Below are 17889 nucleotides of genomic sequence, written 5' to 3' on the forward strand. Positions count from 1 at the left end.
CACGGTGGGGCTTCAATGAGGGAGGGAGCATGCGAAAGTCAACACACCCGGAAGGTGACACTCCCAATACCGACAATGTTGATAGCCGGTAAGGGAGAGTCAGAGGGATAGCTTAACAGCCCCTATAGGTGCTTACTCTTAAACACCAGCATTTTGTCGCGTGTCATCTCGTGCATGGAATACTGAATGCCTCCCAGCCCGACGCCAGAAGCATCACGGCCGCCAAATGGCATCCAGTCGACGCGAAATGCAGTATGGTCGTTAACCATAACAGCCGTTGCGTTGAGTTGTTGAGTGACATTCAGGGCGTCTTCCAAATCATTGGTGAAAACCGCAGCTTGGAACGCATAAGGTAATCCGTTCGCACGATCGATAGCAGTTTGCTTGTCGGCGTATGAGTAAACACAGACCACTGGGCCAAAGATCTCCATTTGAGATACGCGCGCATCATCTGGCGGATTGAGCAATACAGTTGGGGCGTAACAGGTGTCCGAGATTTTCTTGCCACCACAAAGCAACTCTGCACCGCCTTGCACTGCTTCCTGAACCCATTCATCAACACGATCGACTTCGCGAGGAAGAATCAGCGGGCCGACCTCTGTTCCCGGATCCAGGGGATCGCCTACTTTCATTTTTTCGGCAGCCTGAGCCAGTCTGACTGCTAATTCACGGCAGAATCCCTGCTGCGCATACACTCGCTGAACAGACACACAAACTTGCCCAGCATGGTAAAAACCGCCTTTGGCAAGCATAGGCACCACTTCGTCGATATTGGCGCTGTCATCCACAATCACAGGGGCGGCTCCACCATGCTCGAGTGCACAGCGTGTGCCCGGCGCGAGTTGCGAGCGTAGCATCCAGCCGACTTTTGCTGAGCCAATAAATGAAAGGAAGTTAATCCTAGGGTCAGACACCAATTTGCTAGACGCATCGTTGTCGCAAACCAATGCCTGGCACCAGCCTTTCGGCAAGCCAGCTTCGTGCAGGATTTCAACCAATCTCAGACATGAAAGAGGTGTGGTGAGTGCGGGTTTCACAATCACCGGACAACCGACAGCCAGTGCTGGAATCACCTGATGCACAATGAGGTTGAGCGGGTGGTTGAACGCACTGACAGAAGCGACCACGCCGATGGGTTCACGAATCGTGAAGGCCAGACGGTTCACGGACGCCGCGGTTTGTCCCATTGGGATCTGCTCGCCTTTGATTTGCGATATATGCTCGATAGCCAGTTTGACGCCGTTAATGGCGCGAAGCACTTCCACTTTAGAATCAATGTATGGCTTGCCACCTTCTTCCGCCGCCATACGGGTGAGAGATTCCACCTGTGATGACATGATTTCAATGGTTCTCTCCAGAATTTCAATGCGCTGATGCGGTGGCATCCAAGCACTTCTGTCGAGAAACAGCCCGTGAGCAGTGGCCAGCGCTGTTTCTACATCGTCCGCTGTCTGCATTGGCAGCGACCGAATCAAACCGCCATCATAGGGGCGATAGACGTTCAGTTCAGACATAATGATGATTCTCTCCCTTTATCCGATTGAACGGCTTTCCTTGATAAGAACATTCAAAATGGAGTGGTTCAGTGAGTAATCCACTGGCAAATCGATAAGGTGGACGCCCGGGGAATTCAGTGCATGTTTGAGAATGGACTGGAACTCGTCATGGCTATCGGGACGGTGACCAATTGCTCCGAAGCTGTTGGCATATTTCACAAAATCAGGGTTACCGAAATCCAGACCAAAATTATCGAAGTCCATGCCTTCCTGCTTCCACTTAATCATGCCGTAGGCGCTGTCATTCAGAATGATCACCACCAGATCAAGGCCCATGCGCACCGCGGTTTCGATTTCCTGCGAGTTCATCATAAAACCGCCGTCGCCGTTAACCGACACTACTTTCTTGTTGGGATAAAGCTGCTTCGCCACCATGGCTGAAGGCAAACCTGCCCCCATGGTTGCTAACGCATTATCCAGCAGCAGAGTGTTATTCGTGTGGCATTGGTAGTTACGTGCAAACCAGATTTTGTATACGCCGTTATCGAGGGTGACGATGTCTTCATCGTCCAACTGATCACGGAGAATTTTCACCAAACGCTGGGGCAGAATAGGGAAGCGGCGATCTTCGAAGTATTTGGTCGTACGCTCATCAACATGGGCTTTGACACGGCCGAAGTAGCTCATGTCTTGCGACAGCTCACCGACTTTCTCTGTTAAGCGACCTACTGAAGAACAGATGTCGCCAACAACGTTAAGCTGCGGGAAGTAGACTTCATCAGTGCGCGCGGCAAAGAAATTGATGTGAATAACTTTGGTGCCACCTTTCTCCATAAAGAACGGCGGTTTCTCAATCACATCGTGACCTACATTGATAATCAGATCGGCTTTTTCAATCGCACAGTGCAGGAAGTCGTGGCTTGAAAGAGCGGCAGTACCGATAAAGCGCTCATGACGTTCATCCACCACGCCTTTACCCATCTGAGTGTTGAAGAAATAGATACCCGTTTTATCGATGAATTCTTTTAGGGCTTTACTTGAGCGCTTACGGTTCGCGCCTGCACCAATCAGCAGAAGCGGCATTTTGGCTTTTTTGATCATTTCCGCCGCTTGGTCGAGGCATTTCTCGTTGGCATCGGGTCTGCGGTGCTCAACAACATCGAATACTGTCGCACCTGAGTCTTCGTCTGCAATGTCCTCTGGCAGTTCCAGATAACCTGCTCCCGGGCGCTCTTCCTTACATACGCGGAATGATTCGCGTACCATCGCAGGGACGTTATTGCCATCGACGACTTGCTCGGAGTATTTGGTAATTGGTTTCATCAAATTAACGACATCAACAATCTGGAATCGGCCTTGTTTACTTTTACGAATAGGCTTCTGGCCACCCAGCATGATCATCGGCATCGCACCAAGTTGTGCATAGGCAGCAGCAGTCACAAAGTTTGTTGCACCGGGGCCAAGGGTTGAGAGGCAAACACCAGGTCTACCGGTTAAACGGCCGTAAGTCGCTGCCATAAATCCGGCTGCCTGCTCATGTCGCGTCAGGATAAGTTCAATTTTGGAGTCTTTTAGCGAGTTCAGAAAATCGAGGTTTTCCTCACCCGGAATGCCGTAGATATATTCGACACCTTCATTTTCCAGCGCGCGTACAAACAAATCTGAAGTTTTCATCGTTATCTCTCTTCTCGTTGGCTAATGACCTTGTGCTCCACGAGACGACTTCCAGACTTGTCTGCAACGTTCAATGTTAAGCAGAGAGAGTCTTCATCTCTTCGGTTATCAAAGTGATACACCTATCAATAACGCAAGGCTTTTTTCATCAGTGTAGTCACAACCTTGAGAAACTGGCTAAATCAGAAGGTTAATTGCGCCTTTCAGCGTTGAAGTTGCGTCTTTTAGCTGTGTGGTCTTGGGATTTTGCGTCTTATACCGCCGATGCGTTTAAAAAAGAGGCACTTAAACGCGAATGTGCAGAAAAGGGGTTTACAGTATTCCACGACCCCGTTAATATTCGCCGCACTTACGGAGAGATGGCTGAGTGGTTGAAAGCACCGGTCTTGAAAACCGGCATACGTTAATAGCGTATCTAGGGTTCAAATCCCTATCTCTCCGCCACCTTAGAAAAGGCCGCTGAATTATCAGCGGCCTTTTTGCATTTTTAACCCTAGCAAGCCCTAGACCCTAGGTTCAGCCGAGCGAAGCGAGACAACGTTGCCCGGCGAAGCCGAATAGGCAACGGCCCGAAGGGAAGGGCGCGAAGCGACCGTATAAATCCCGCTATTCTTTGCTTCTGGCTCCGCCACATTTGATTAAGCCCGCTCATTGAGCGGGATTTTTCATATTTGAGCAATCAAAAATTTAGTTTAATCACTACTCATCTTCGAAGGCATTTTCTCAACCAGAAAATCTACCAAGGCTCTGGTTTTTGCAGGAATAAACTCTCTTTCCGGATAAACCACGTAAGTGGGCAATCCGCCGACCACTTGATAGTTATCAAGCAAGGAAATCAGTCTTCCTTCTTCGATGGCGTTGCCAAGTAATCCTCTGTTAATCAGTAACACCCCTGCACCATCCAAAGCTGCAGTAATCAACACGCCGGGGTCATTAATTGAAAAAGGTCCCGATACGGTGACTTCTTCTTCGCCATGTTCTCCAAAGAACGTCCAGGTGTTCATGCTGACTTTCGAATTTCGATAGTAAAGGCAACGGTGATTGAGTAAATCACTCGGCGTTTTTAGTGGTGTTGCTGTTTCTAAGTATTTGGGGGAAGCACAAAGCACCCAAGACACGTCGCCGAGCTTTCGTGCGATGAGTGAAGAATCTGGCAAGTAACCGACACGAATAGAAACATCGACATTCTCCGCGATCATGTCGATAAACCTGTCTTCAAGTTGAAGATTGACGGTGACGTTGGGGTGGAGATTGATAAATTCGGTGAGTAGTGGGGCGATATGGATTCGCCCCTGAGCAATAGGGGCAGAGATATTGATATGCCCTGAGACCACTGAGCGAGAGTCTTCACTAATATGCTCGATTCGCTGAAGTGCTGATTCAACGCTATGTGCTTCCTGCAACACTTTACGGCCAACATCGGTTAGCACGATTTTTCTTGTTGTCCGGTTGAACAGCCTTGAACCAATCTTCTTCTCTAATGCCGCAAGCTGTTTACTGACTGATGAGCGACTGATACCTAAAAGATCGGCAGCAGCAGACAGACTCCCTTGTCGGTTTATGTGAGCAAAAAGAATCAATGCTTGAAAATTCTCGTCTCTAAAAGCCATTTCAATATCAATTGTTGAAGTGATGGAAACAATATAGTGACGATTAACTGTCTAATCAAGGCGGTTCAATCCGTGTACGCTTTGCTCATATTCAAACCAAACGTTCAAAGAGGAAAGTGATGACTGGTTCAATGAAGGCAGTTCAAATTAGTGAATTTGGTGGCAGGGAAGTGCTGTCACTGAATGATATTAACATCCCGGTACCAGCTGCAAACGAAGTGCTGATTAAAGTGCGTGCAGCGGCAGTAAATCCCGTAGATTGGAAGATCCGAGAGGGTTACTTACAGCCATTACTGAATCACCCTTTGCCACTAACACTGGGGTGGGATGTCGCAGGTGAAGTGGTTGCCATTGGCGAAGGTGTAAGCAGCTTGGCGATAGGTGATGAAGTTTATAGCCGACCTGACATTGCTAAGAACGGTAGTTATGCGGAATACATGACGGCAGCTGCAGACGAAGTGGCTTTGAAGCCAAAGTCGTTCAGTTGGCAACAGGCTGCTGGTGTGCCTTTGGCGGCACTAACAGCATGGCAAGCACTTTTTGAGTATGTCGATCTGAAGGAAGGCGAAAAAGTGCTGATCCACGGTGGTTCGGGAGCGGTTGGTCAGTTCGCTATCCAATTTGCAAAGCAAAAGGGGGCGAATGTTTATACGACAACGTCATCGCGTAACATTGAGCTTGTAAAAGGCCTTGGCGCTGACAACGTTATCGATTATCGCAATGAGGACTTTTCTGAACTGACAGATATGGATGTTGTTTTCGACACCATTGGCGGTGAAACGCAAAACCAGAGCTACAAAACACTGAAAAAAGGTGGTCGCTTGGTGTCTATCGCGACATCTCCTGAAGAAGAAATGGCCGCTAAATATGGTGTAAATGCGCAATTCTGCTTCGTTCAGCCAAACCGTGCACAATTAGAACAACTTGCTGAGCTGGCCGATGCAGGGAAATTGAAAGTAAGTATCGACAGTGAGTTCACGCTAGGGCAGGTCGCTGAAGCGCATGAGCGCAGCGAAACAGGTCGCGCACGAGGCAAAATCATCATCAATGTTTCTGCCTGATAAGGACTGAAGAAGTGACCATAAAGGGATTTCAGGTGATATCCCTTTTCAGAAATACTCATTAGGGAAAGGGATATGCTGAAGAAATTATTTGGAATTGCACCTAAACAGGAAGCTGATGGTTCCTATTCGCCATCAAAACTGGCTCTGAAGTTAGCAACAGTTGATAAAACTGACTTCGATAATGTCACATATCAAAAGTACAACGGTAGCCGTAAAAAAGTATTGGTGATCTTCACTGAGCAAAAAAACATGACCATGCAAAATGGGAAAATGTTTTCGACAGGTAATCATCCTGTGGAAGCGATTTTACCCATGCTTCATCTTAAAAATGCTGGCTTTGAATTTGAGATAGTCACACCAACAGGGAAGCCTGTGGTCTTAGAAATGTGGGCGTTCCCAGAGAAAGATGAATACGTGAAAGCTTTCTATGAGGAATATAAGCAGCAATTCGAAGCACCGGGTTCATTGCAGCACTTTGTGGAAACATCATTGCAAAACAATGATGAATACGCCGCGGTGTTTATCCCAGGTGGACATGGAGCCATGTTGGGCATTCCAGACGATCACAATGTTGATAAAGTACTTCGATGGGCGGATAGCAATGATTTGTTCACGATTACCCTATGTCATGGCCCTGCAGCCTTGTTGGCGACCACGCTTGATGAACAGCCATTTCTCTATGAAGGTTATAAGCTGGCCGTTTTCCCTGATTCCGTTGATGAGATGACCCCCAAGGTGGGGTATTTGCCAGGAAAAATGCCAAGTAGAGTGAGCGGAAAGCTAGAAGGCCTGGGTATGACGCTGATGAACACCAAATCGGATAACACTGTTTGTCGTGATCGTTTGTTGCTGACTGGCGCGAGTCCACTTGCCGCCAACGAGTTGGGTAAGCTGGCAGCAAAAACATTGTTAGATGCGTATAACGACGTTGATATCTAAGCGTTTTTCATCGATACAGAAGCCTGCCTATGTGGCGGACTTTTGTTATGTGCTCTCAATGTGCAACAAAAATGCTTGGAAATCATGGAGGTGCATTTCCTGCAATTGCGGTTGCAAACAATTCCAAATATCCCTCAGCCTTAGCTTGTACGCTGTCATCAATTCGAGCTGACCCAAGAAGTTAGCGTTGTATATACCTCGCTGTTGATTTAGGGGGGAGTGATGACACAACCAACTTATGCCCATTGCCTTCGCCCGTTGTCATTTCAGGACAACGGCACTTTTACTGCAGACCTCTGCTATCGGGAACGCACTGACACCGTCGTTCTTTCTTGGAGCGATATGTTTTGCCTTGCCGGTATGCAAGATGGCTCCGTCCGCGCTACATCAAAATTCTTACCTGCTCTGTTTCCGCTGAACCGTTGGGGTGATGCAGAAAGTACAGCTATGCTGGTGCGTGAGCTGCAGTCCACGGCTTGCCATATGCTGAGACTATATGCTCCACCTTCAGAAGCCGTACGCAAAGAATTGGAGAAGCTGAATTTCAGCCCGTTGCAATTATGTAGGTTAAGCGGGTACTCCCAAGGGAATTTCAGCCGTACAGTTGAAAGCAAGAAAGAGGCGGACATGGCACTTAGTCTTGTTCTCTCCACGCTCCATCGGCTCCGTGCGCTGACCATCATGTCAGGACAGCAGGGGCGGGCGGCTGCGACCGATAGCAAAGACCAAATGTTAGCTTCGTTTAGGGTCAAACTTCGAAATGTAGAAGATATGAGCCGTCCTTTGGTTGGAACCCAACGTGCTGATTTACCTTCTGTTGTGTTCGATCTCATGGGGTACGGCGTTGTGCGTCTGACTGTCATAGACATGGTTCAACTCATGATAGGCGAACGCCTTCCACCGCCACTTGCTAGTTTGGAAGAAAGACTGAACCATGATGAGCAAATGAAGGCAGAACTGGTGCGGGTCAGTTATGAAGTGCTTCTCAAAAAATGGATGAGCAAATCTGTCTGGCAGCATGTTCTGACTGAGTTTGAACTCAGCACCGGTGACATCTATCAGCTTGGTGCACCGTTTACAGAAGCAGTATTGTCCGACACGTCTTCAGCGTTTGACTGTCCGCAACCGCCTTGGCTGATTTGGATAATCCCTTTTCTGACCAACTCAGGCGTAGGAAGAACGGTTCCTAAGCATGCGGATTATGCGCCACAGGCTCCTGCGAGCGAGATAGCGCCACCTCCAGTATTTAGTTAGTTGTCGCGAAAGAAAAAGAGTGCTTTTACAGCAAAGGGATGCAAAAACTGCAAACTAATGTGCACTTATTTCCATAGCGTGGGATGTCCTGAAAATTAATCATAGATACCGACAATCTGACGCTCTCAGGAACGAGTGCCTCAGATTGTTCGGATATTTGAACACAGCCAAGATGCTTGAATTTTTCACGCGGCTGTCCTGATTTGTAGCCTGGACGCTGGAGACGCAATGAATAATATCAGTATGGACACGATGACGGTGGTGGAAGCGAATAACGGCTTCGACACCCGTTTCCCCGCAAAAGAGGATTTGTCGCTTCCTTATCGCCAACTCTTTCCCCTTATTACCAAAGCAGCAAACACCCCATTTCACGCCATGTTACCCCATCGAATTAAGCAAAATATTGTGGGTCTGAAGCATGTACTTTCCCGATATTTAGGAGAGCGTTTTCAGGTGTTGTATGCCATGAAAACCAATCGTTCTGCTGCGTTGGTAAAGGCCGCTGCTGAGGAAGGGATTGGCATTGATGTGTCATCGCTTGAAGAGTTTCAACTAGCACTCACGCAAGGAGTGTGCGGGCGAGACTGCAGCTTATCTGGGCCATTTAAATCAGTGGAGTTTTTGACACTGGCACTGAGGCAGAATGCTCGAATTGTTGTCGATAGCGATGAAGAGTTGCTTCAAATCCAGAATCTTGCTGTATCGATTGGAAAAACTGCCCGTGTGCTACTTCGCTGGAATGCAGAACAGCCTCATACTCGTTTTGGGATGAATACAGTCAAGTTGAAAGCCGCCTCTTTGGTCGCTGACAGCTTGTCGAATATTGAGCTGGAAGGGGCAGGCTTTCACCTTTCCGGTTACTGCCCACTAGAACGTGGTAAAGCACTCTCTGACTTACTGGATGCGGCTGATGCGCTGCGGTATGGCGCTGACATTCGTTGGAAAGTAATAAACATCGGTGGTGGCTACCCGCTTCGCTACGTCGAAGAAGCCACTTGGCGACGTTTCCAAAATGCCATCGACAAGCAGGACTTTGTTGCGGGCCGAATGCCAAAAAGTTTTTACCCTTACTGGCACCCAGATACGCTGGAGACTGCCGTAGAAAAAGTGCTGATCGAAAGTGGCAATGCAGAACGTTTGAAAGCCAACAACATTGAGCTCAGTGTTGAACCGGGGCGAGCATTAACGGATGGCGCTGGCTTCACCGCTTTTGAAGTGCTGGGCACTAAAACCACCAATGCTGGGGATCACTGTGTTGTTGTGAAAGGCCTCAGCTTCAGCTTCTCGGAAACCTGGTTCAATTCGGAATTTATCGTTGACCCTGTCCATCTTCCTGCCTCTCAAGAAACGACTAAATCGACAAATCCTGTCCGCGCCTATATCGCCGGTCAAAGCTGCCTTGAAGAAGATGTGCTGACTTACCGCAAGGTGCCTTTCTCTCAAATGCCCAAAGCTGGCGACTTACTGGTTTTCAACAATACAGCCGGTTACCTGATGGACCTGCTGGAAACCCGTTTTCATGGTTTGCCTATTCCTAACAAAGTTGTTCTGGATAACAAGGAAGATTCTTTTTCAATCGAGGAGGTACGAGGATGAAACTCTGCACAGCGATGCACCAGATGATTGGTGAGACACCGATGCTTGCCCTGAGGTTTGCCCACAGTGATTGGACACTTTGGCTAAAAGTGGAAAAGAATAATCCCGGACAAAGCATGAAAGATCGCATGGCGCGTGAAATGCTTTTTGATGCTCTACGCTCTGGCCGATTAAAGCGTGGCGGAACAGTGGTGGAATCTTCTTCCGGAAACACAGCCACTGCACTGGCTTATATGTGCGCCGAGATTGGCATCAACTTCATTGCAGTTGTCGATCACCATGCGGCACCTGACAAGCTTGCAGCAGTCAAAGCCTATGGCGGGAAAATACACCTGTTGGAAGGCGACTTTGCTGATGATGAAGTGGCGACGGTTGCCCGCATTGAAACTGCTCGAAACCTTGCCGCTTCCATTGATGGCGGTCTGTTTATGGACCAGTGCAATAACGCCGCGAACCCTGCAGGTTACACCAACACGCTGGCGGTAGAGCTCCAGGAGCAGCTTGGCGACAACCTCGATAGTCTGGTTTGTTGCGTTGGCACAGGCGGGAGCATCGTCGGCGTAGGCGAGGCGCTTCGCGTGCGTTATCCAACGCTGGAAATTATTGGAGTCGAACCGGTTGGTTCAGTCATTTTCGGCTTCCCAAGTGGTCCTTACTGGCAATCTGGAACAGGCATGCCAGAAGGGGATGTGATGGGGCCATTTTATGACCCTGAACTTCTCGACGAAGGCGTTCGTGTCAGCGATGCTGAAGCTTTCACTACCTGCCGATATTTGGCCCGCGAGCACGGATTGTTGGTGGGTGGTTCAGCAGGTGGCGCGATTTACGAAGCCATTAAACGCTGTGCGAAACGCGAAGGCAGCGGCAACATGGTTTGCCTGATTTGCGATGGCGGAGAAAAGTACCTGAACACGGTTTACAACGATGATTGGTTACATGGTAAAGGACTTTACCATGGCTCTGTTTATGAGTACTTAAACGATGTTGTTGCTAAACCACAGCGTATGGAAACGCCTTGGTTTGATGCTGAGCAAGAGGACAAGGAGGCGTCTTTTGCATAGAGAAACACATTGGACTGGGTTGGCGATGATTTTCCTGGCTGTCGTTTCCGCGACAGCCATGGATGCATTCATCAAGCTCGCTGGTGGTGATATAGGCACTTGGCAGTTGCTCTTTATGCGCTGGATAATCGGCGCTTTAGTCATCCTGCCTGTGGTGGCCTACTACTGGAAAAAACGCGAGAAGATTAAAGATCGCCGTATCTACTACTGGCGCTTTGCGCTCAATCTGGTGGGTTGTTACGCGTTGTTTTACTCACTGGCCAACCTGCCGTTTGCCACCGTGATTACCATTCTGTTTGCAGAACCCATTTTCATTATCCCGCTGGCTGTTTTTTTACTCGGTGAAAAGATTTCGTTGAAGAACGTGATCGCGAGTCTAGTCGGTTTTGGTGCAGTGTTTTACATCAATCGACCTGAAGATGCAGGCAGCGGATTCAGTGTGATTGCGCCCATTGTGGCGGCGTTGACGCTGGCGATTGAGCACGTGCTGAATAAGCGTTTGGGTTCAGAAGAAAACCCTCAGTTTATGCTGTTCTGGTTGGCGGTACCGTTGGCCGCGGTATCTCTGCCAATGACAGTGTTTGTGGAAGGCTGGGTAGAAATATCTGCCATGCAATGGGGTATCGTACTTCTCGCGGCAGTGTTGGGTAATGCCTACAACTATTTCATTATTATGGGATTCCGTCGTGCGCATGTTGCAACAGGCAGTGTGTTGTTGTACCTGTCAGTACCTATGGCATTTCTCATCGGCGTGATGTTCTTCAATGAAATTCCAACATTGTCTGATGTGGTTTGTGGTGCGTTGATTTTAGGGGCAAGTATGTTGGCAAACATGCGAAGACCGGGTGACAAGCAGCGCGAAGATTCTGGTGAGGAAGTGCCAGTAAACTCTTGATGCGCTCAGTTTGATGACCCACCAAACACTTTAAAAACTCGCCCTAGGGCGAGTTTTTTTATGCGACGTCAGCCTGTGATGGCGCTGGGAGAGTAAACTGGCAATTTTCTGTCAGCCACTTTTCCAGAAAACGGTAAGCGTCTTCGTCCGGCATCACGCGTGAGCCAGCAAGCTTATAACCAAAACCTGTCGGCACAACTTGCGGTGTCACCATGATCAACTCTCCAGTGGCGAGTTCATTTTGAATAAAGAGAGGATCGACAACTGCTATTCCACCGATCTCTTTCACGATAGAAATCGCGCTGCTAATTGAGTCCGTCATCATTCTTTGCGAACACCAACTTTGGCGAACATCCATATCTAGCTTGTCCAGGAAGATCTCCCAGTCAGCTTCTGTTGACGAAGGGTGAACGATACGTCCGTGTTTGAGTAACTCCGGCCAAGAGGCGTCGATGAGCGTTTCGAGATATTCAGGCTTAGCGACGGCAACAAGCTGCTCATCGTAGAACTTTTGGTCTTTGCTGTTAACGGTATAAACCACGGCCATATCAAAGTCTTCATCGGCAAAGTCGATGGTATGGCTGTAGGCAACATGAAAGTGAAATTGGCCGAACTCGGAGACTAATGAAAAGTTATCGTGAGTATTGGGAAGCAGCCAGCGCAGTCCGAAAGAAATAGGAAGTTTTACATTCAGCGAATCATCTTTTTTCAGGGTTGAACAAGCAGAGTTGATGATCTCGAAGCCATCATTCAACTGCTTTGCCAATTGCTTTCCGGCTTCACTGAGTTTTACGTTCCCCTTACTGCCAAGCACCAGTCGCTGATCAAAGTAATTCTCGACAGTCTTAATGTGCTTGTAGACGCCTGTTGCATCGATACACATTTCCTCTCCCGCGAGGAAATAGGATTGGGTTCTGGCAACAGCGAGGAACACTTCAAGGCTTTTATAAGAGGGAGTGCATCGTGACATCGGTTAATTATTGAGTCCTGTTTCAATAGTGGAAAGATTATATGACCTCTGTTGTCTCGGTGTTGCAATACATGTCCGAATTTTTGGGTTTGATATGAGAGGTGAATCTAATTATGTTCACAGGCGTGTTACAGGGAGTAGTGAGTCATCGCTTTGTTTACCCCTGTATCTAGTACTTTTGTCGGAAAACTTTACACTTCATCCAGTTTTGTGGTCATTTCGGCTTGAAAAGATGATGTATGTTTATTTGGTCATATTGTTGTCAGAACGATCAATGGATGGTGTCGATAAGGTGGGTAGATGGAACAGCAATTCCCTTTTTTTGTTATGCTCACTCATCTGTCACAACAAATTGAAAATGTCCCGCGCACTTTCGAAGAATAAGACAGATCTCAACTTGCTGTGTTTTGCGATGACACCTGCTTTTTTATCTTTGTGCTAAGTTTTTATCTCGCCTAAATTCAAACTCTTAAATTAAGATGAATTCATTGAGCTTTGATTCATTGAAGGTGGGTTGGGTGCAAATTAAGACGATTTTGACAGGGGCTTTTTTGTCATTGGTGGCTTTAGCTTCGCAGGCTGTTCCGTTTAATGCTTATCCCAAAATCGACATCGACTCCCGCCAAATTTACTCTCTTGAACGCTTCCCTTACTACGATTACTTCGTTTGTCTGAAAATATCACCATCTGGTCAAGCCGTTTTAAACGTACTCGACACTGATCAGGTTTTCAGGAAAGCTTTGAAGCAAGTCGCAGGTGAGGCTGCGGCTCGTCAATATCGCTATCTCAATGAATTACCGGCCAAGCGCGCCTACTTTTCTAACATGGTCACCGCACCTTCTTTTCCTCAAAAGGAGCAGGTGCCTTTTGGTGCAGATGAGAGATACGAATACAGCCACCAATACCTGAAACAGCCAAAATCTGCTTATCACTATGATTTAGCGACACTTGGGATCTATCAGGAACGTTTTGACCGTGGGACAAAACGCCACTGGCTGGTGGTTGGTATTCAGTTCCTGCAACGTGAATCAGATTGGAAAGTGGCGCCAATGAGCAACATTGGAGAGTTGATTATTCTACTTTCCCTCGACATCAAACAAATCCAACAAGCTGCCAACGAGCAGCAAGCCTATCAATATGCGCAGAATGCCGCTGAAGCCTATTTCTTTGCTGCCAACCCAGATAACTGTCATTCGAAACTACACTGATTCATCACCCTGTTAAGGAGAGAGAAATGAGCCGAGAAAAGGTCGCGAACCTGATTGCTGGATGGAGTCTCAAAGAGAAAGTCGGGCAATTGTTCATTCTGGCGTTTCCCGGGAAATCAGCTGCCACAGCAGAGCGCATGATTACCGAGTACAACCTTGGTGGCTGTTACCTGAGCCAAGACAATGCGGAAACTTTTGAAGAGGCCCACAACCTCAACAAAGCGCTTGATGAGTTGCTGGAAAGAAATCATCGACTGCCGCTGTTGCTTGGTGTTGATCAGGAAGGTGCATGGGGCGTGTTGGTGGGTGAATCCACAACAGGCCCAGGCAATCTGGCTTTAGGCGTGCAAAACAGCACTGAAGGGACAGAGTTGATGTACAAAGTCTGCGGCGATGAAATGCGAAACGCAGGCTTTAACTGTATTCTCGGCCCTTGCTGTGATGTGAACCTGAACCCAGCCTCTCCGATCATCGACACGCGATCTTTTGGTGATCAGCCGGATAAAGTCAGTGACCACTCAGCCGCTGCGGTTAAAGGTCTTCACGCAGGCAGTATTGTCGCCTGTGCCAAACACTTTCCGGGACATGGTGATACCCATGGTGACACGCACCGTGAAATACCACGGGTTGATAAATCCTATGAGGAACTTAAATCCAACGATTTAGCGCCATTCCAGGCCGCAATCGATGCAGGTGTTGATCTCATCATGACCAGTCATATTCTCTATCCACAAATTGACAGGGAATATCCGGCTACCTTGTCTCCGGCGATTTTGCAGCAGGTGCTGCGTCAAGACATGGGCTTCGATGGCATCATTATTTCAGACAGCATGAACATGGGGGCGATCCAAAACCATTACACCCCAGTAGATGCGGCTGTGAAGGCAATGAAAGCGGGTATCACCATGATTATGCTTTCAGAAGAGCATTACGATCATTCTGATGCGTATCTCGACAAGCAGCTGGCAATGATCCATGGCCTGATAGATGCGGTGGAATCTGGTGATTTAGACGAGTCCGTGATTGATGCTGCGCTGGAGCGCGTCGTGGCATTTAAACTCGACAAGCTGGTGCCTCAGGCGCGTTATGCCGAGGTCTCCTTCGCGCAAAACAGGCTGATTGCCAGTGAAGTGGCGGAAAACGCCGTTACCTGGGTGCGTGGTGGCTTGGAAGATGTGGCTGAGAAACCGGTTTACTTGCTGAACGCTACGCCTGCGGAAAGCTATCACAACCTGATGAATCCGCGTGGCATAGGTCCGAATCAGGCAGAATCTGCGTTTGGCACGTTTAGAGAGGTGCTTCTGCAGGAACATGGCAACAGCCGTGAGGTGACACTAGAAACACTGAACCGCTGTGAAGATGGCTATCTGGTGGTGGTCACAGAAAATTACCCACTGCCGGGAGAAGACTTTGATCAGGTGAAGGCGAAAGAAACGGTTCAACAGCTCAGCCGGGATTTCGACAACTTGATTGTGGTTGCATTGCGAAGTCCTTATGACCTATTGGTTTACCCTGATGTGATTCACTACCTCTGCGCGCACTCTTCAAGACCGGAAAGTGCAGAAGCAGCGGCCAATGTTCTACTAGGGAGAATCCCCGAGGCTTACGGTATCGCGGTGAGTCGCGTGAAATGATGTTCGGTTGGAAAAAATAGCCGCTATAAGCGGCTATTATTTTGTCTGGCTCCTTTCATTCTCAAAGGGCGACAGCCTCTAAGATAACTGGGCGGGCAAGGCCTCACTCAAGTAGTTCCATACCGCATCAACGGCTTTGCTTCGGGTATGTTTACCGAGGCACACAAGCTGTATCGGTAGCCGTGCTGGGCTTGGGAAATGCTCAAGGATAGGCACCAGATGGCCCGATTGTAATTCGGCTTCTACTGTTTGTCGGTCAACGTGAACAATACCCAGCCCGTGAACCGCCATGTCGATCAGTGCTCGTCCGCTATTGGCGACAATCGATTCCTCAACGGCGATGGAGGTAATGCCACCCTCTTTACTTTCAAACTGCCAGTGGTTCATCTTGCTCTTGTTGTTTTTGAAGACAAGACAATCATGTTCACGCAAAGCTTCGGGGGTTTTGGGCTCACCATGACAAGCAAGATAATCTGGTGAGGCAAAGCAGCCAGAATCCTTCCATCCAATCAGTTTTGCCACCAACGAAGAGTCGGGAAGCTTCCCGGTTCTGATGGCGATATCAATCCCTTCATCAAGCAGATCTTCGACATCATCAGAATAACTGATATGAAGTGTCACCTTTGGAAACTGAGTACGAATCATTTTGATGTGAGGTGTCAGATATTGCTGCCCTATGAGTGAAGACGTACTTAACGTCACGCGCCCAACAGGCTCTGCCTGCTTTTCGATGAGTATGTCTCGGGTGCCAGAAAGTAAACCCTCTAGGCCGGAAGTGGCTTCGAGAAGGCGAAGCCCATCCTCGGTCAACTTCAAATTCCGAGTGCTGCGTTGTAATAGTCTTTGCTGCAAATAGTCTTCAAGTTGAGCAACCTTTTTGCTCACGGATGAGCGGGGAATGTTTAACTGTGTGGCAGCTGCCTGAAAACTGCCTAGCTCGCTAACTAATCGAAAAATGTACACATTAGGTAGTTGTAGGTGAAGTTGCTCCATCAGTTTGGTTCTTTTATGGAAACATTGTGATTCGATATTAGTGACTTATTTGGAAACAATCCAGCCGCTACTATGAATTCTCCATAACGCGCATGTCTAGGAGAATGACGATGAAAAATAAAACTATTTTAGTAACGGGTGGCACAGCAGGCATTGGCTATCAAGTGGCTTCTGAATTGAAAGCGCTTGGTGCGAACGTCTTCATTACAGGAAGAAACAATACGAAGTTGGATAACGTATCGAATGAGCTAGGTGTGTCTGCATACCATTGTGATAGTGGAAAGCCTGAAGACATTCAGGCGCTGGCTGAAACGCTGAAGAAGCAAGATGTTACTCTCGATGGTTTGGTGCTAAATGCGGGTGTCTTTTTTCCAAAGCCAATGGGTGAAGTAGATGTGGATGATTTCAATCATACATTTGCCATCAATACCTTTGGCCCGTACCTGACGCTTCAGGCGTTGCTTCCATTGATGAAAAATCCTTCCAGCGTCGTGTTTGTTTCCAGTGTGGTTGTTGAAAAGGCGTTTCCGGGCACGGCGGTATATACCGCCAGCAAAGCGGCACTTGAAGGGATGGCGGGGATATTGAACCTTGAGCTTGCCCCTCGGGGAATTCGCGTAAACTCCGTGCGACCTGGCGTGACGCTGACAGAGATCCAGTCGAAAGCGGGTTTGTCGGAAGATCAGATAGACGCGCTGGCTAAGGATATGGAAACAACACCAATTGGACGAGCATTGAAGGCTGGTGATATCAGTGGTTCAGTGGCTTTCCTCTTGTCTGATGCTTCATTGGCAATGCGAAATACATCGGTGACGGTTGATGGCGGTGTTCGTCTCTAGTCATAAAATGCGCCGCTCAAGCGCGGCGCATTCCTCGCTCTTTTAGAGCTTCACACTCTTCACCATACCTGCTTCTGCGTGGCCTGGGATGTTACAGGCAAATTCCACATTCTTGTCACCATGGAAATGCCACAGCAGTTGCTTCGCTTTACCCGGCTTCACGGTCACAGTACTGCCTGAATCATGGTCATGATGGCCTGTCATGGTTTTCATCATCTCACGGTGTTTCAGTTGCTCTTCCATAGAACCGATAGAAAATTCGTGGTCGATTTTACCTACGTTCAATACAACGAACTGCACCACGTCGTTTGGCTCGATAGTCACGTCTTTTTTGAAGTTGATGCGCATGTCATCAGTCAGAATAACGTGAACCACTTTGTCCGGCTTCGCACCGTTAGCTGGCATACCTACCGCTGACATGCCTTCCATATTCATCATGTTTGAATGGTCCATTTTAGAGTGGTCCATATCACCATGACCCATGGCGCTGTGATCCATTTCTCCATGATTCATCGTGCTGTGGTCCATAGAACCATGATCCATTGAGCCATGATCCATTTTCGAATGATCCATTGCTTGTGCAAATACACCAGTGGTAACCAGAGCCAGATAAAGTGCAATCAGTGTCTTTTTCATCGTATTTTTCCTTTTAAAAT

Annotated in this window: 15 protein-coding genes and 1 tRNA gene; 10 read left to right on the forward strand and 6 right to left on the reverse strand. The window is 48.2% G+C overall.

Annotated features, from left to right (window positions below; genetic code table 11):
• Positions 1-122: 122 nt before the first annotated feature.
• Both QL223_RS15035 and QL223_RS15040 read right to left on the reverse strand, forming a co-directional pair.
• Positions 123-1514 (reverse strand): aldehyde dehydrogenase family protein, encoded by a 1392-nt coding sequence (locus tag QL223_RS15035; protein WP_002539117.1) that lies wholly within the window; start codon positions 1512-1514, stop codon positions 123-125.
• 18 nt (positions 1515-1532) lie between these two features.
• A complete protein-coding gene (locus QL223_RS15040; protein ID WP_281545181.1) occupies positions 1533-3170 on the reverse strand; it encodes an acetolactate synthase large subunit in 1638 nt (545 codons plus the stop codon).
• Positions 3171-3523: 353 nt separating this feature from the next.
• On the opposite strand from QL223_RS15040, the gene QL223_RS15045 reads away from it, so the two are divergent.
• Positions 3524-3614 (forward strand) — tRNA-Ser (locus QL223_RS15045).
• Between the two features lie 248 nt (positions 3615-3862).
• Here QL223_RS15045 and QL223_RS15050 read toward each other — a convergent pair.
• Entirely contained in the window at positions 3863-4780 is a 918-nt protein-coding gene (locus QL223_RS15050) for a LysR family transcriptional regulator (protein ID WP_281545182.1), read from the reverse strand.
• Between the two features lie 119 nt (positions 4781-4899).
• Between QL223_RS15050 and QL223_RS15055 the strand changes: the two genes are divergently transcribed.
• The 6 genes from QL223_RS15055 to QL223_RS15080 all read left to right on the forward strand — a co-directional run bounded on the left by QL223_RS15055 (position 4900) and on the right by QL223_RS15080 (position 11589).
• Positions 4900-5841 (forward strand): NADP-dependent oxidoreductase, encoded by a 942-nt coding sequence (locus QL223_RS15055; RefSeq protein WP_281545183.1) that lies wholly within the window; start codon positions 4900-4902, stop codon positions 5839-5841.
• Positions 5842-5916: 75 nt separating this feature from the next.
• Positions 5917-6783, forward strand: a complete 867-nt coding sequence (gene hchA, locus QL223_RS15060) for a glyoxalase III HchA (RefSeq protein WP_281545184.1) — start codon at positions 5917-5919, stop codon at positions 6781-6783.
• Positions 6784-7005: 222 nt separating this feature from the next.
• On the forward strand, positions 7006-8037 hold the full coding sequence (locus QL223_RS15065; RefSeq protein WP_281545185.1) for a hypothetical protein: 1032 nt from the start codon (positions 7006-7008) through the stop codon (positions 8035-8037).
• 228 nt (positions 8038-8265) lie between these two features.
• A complete protein-coding gene (locus QL223_RS15070) occupies positions 8266-9633 on the forward strand; it encodes an alanine racemase (protein WP_281545186.1) in 1368 nt (455 codons plus the stop codon).
• Positions 9630-10694 carry a cysteine synthase family protein gene (locus QL223_RS15075; protein WP_281545187.1) on the forward strand — a complete coding sequence of 355 codons (1065 nt, stop codon included), beginning with the start codon at positions 9630-9632 and terminating at the stop codon, positions 10692-10694. Before QL223_RS15070 ends, QL223_RS15075 begins: the two co-directional genes overlap by 4 nt.
• A complete protein-coding gene (locus QL223_RS15080) occupies positions 10687-11589 on the forward strand; it encodes a DMT family transporter (RefSeq protein WP_281545188.1) in 903 nt (300 codons plus the stop codon). The genes QL223_RS15075 and QL223_RS15080 overlap by 8 nt, the downstream gene beginning before the upstream one ends.
• A gap of 58 nt (positions 11590-11647) precedes the next feature.
• On the opposite strand, the gene QL223_RS15085 is transcribed toward QL223_RS15080, so the two are convergent.
• A complete protein-coding gene (locus QL223_RS15085) occupies positions 11648-12559 on the reverse strand; it encodes a LysR substrate-binding domain-containing protein (protein WP_281545189.1) in 912 nt (303 codons plus the stop codon).
• Positions 12560-13077: 518 nt separating this feature from the next.
• Here QL223_RS15085 and QL223_RS15090 point away from each other — a divergent pair.
• Together QL223_RS15090 and QL223_RS15095 are read left to right on the forward strand one after the other, a co-directional pair.
• Positions 13078-13767 (forward strand): hypothetical protein, encoded by a 690-nt coding sequence (locus QL223_RS15090; RefSeq protein ID WP_281545190.1) that lies wholly within the window; start codon positions 13078-13080, stop codon positions 13765-13767.
• A 26-nt stretch (positions 13768-13793) separates the two neighbouring features.
• Positions 13794-15401 (forward strand): glycoside hydrolase family 3 N-terminal domain-containing protein, encoded by a 1608-nt coding sequence (locus QL223_RS15095; protein WP_281545191.1) that lies wholly within the window; start codon positions 13794-13796, stop codon positions 15399-15401.
• A gap of 78 nt (positions 15402-15479) precedes the next feature.
• On the opposite strand, the gene QL223_RS15100 is transcribed toward QL223_RS15095, so the two are convergent.
• The gene (locus tag QL223_RS15100; RefSeq protein ID WP_281545192.1) at positions 15480-16394 is read right to left on the reverse strand and encodes a LysR family transcriptional regulator; all 915 of its coding nucleotides are present in this window, start codon (positions 16392-16394) and stop codon (positions 15480-15482) included.
• Between the two features lie 110 nt (positions 16395-16504).
• Between QL223_RS15100 and QL223_RS15105 the strand changes: the two genes are divergently transcribed.
• Entirely contained in the window at positions 16505-17233 is a 729-nt protein-coding gene (locus QL223_RS15105) for an SDR family oxidoreductase (RefSeq protein WP_281545193.1), read from the forward strand.
• Between the two features lie 42 nt (positions 17234-17275).
• Here the strand turns inward: QL223_RS15105 and QL223_RS15110 are convergent, their stop codons facing one another.
• Positions 17276-17869: a copper-binding protein gene (locus QL223_RS15110; protein ID WP_281545194.1), complete on the reverse strand. Its 594-nt coding sequence runs from the start codon at positions 17867-17869 to the stop codon at positions 17276-17278.
• Positions 17870-17889 lie beyond the last annotated feature (20 nt).

The sequence above is a fragment of the Grimontia sp. SpTr1 genome (genome assembly GCF_947387585.1).
GTDB classification, from domain to species: domain Bacteria; phylum Pseudomonadota; class Gammaproteobacteria; order Enterobacterales; family Vibrionaceae; genus Enterovibrio; species Enterovibrio indicus.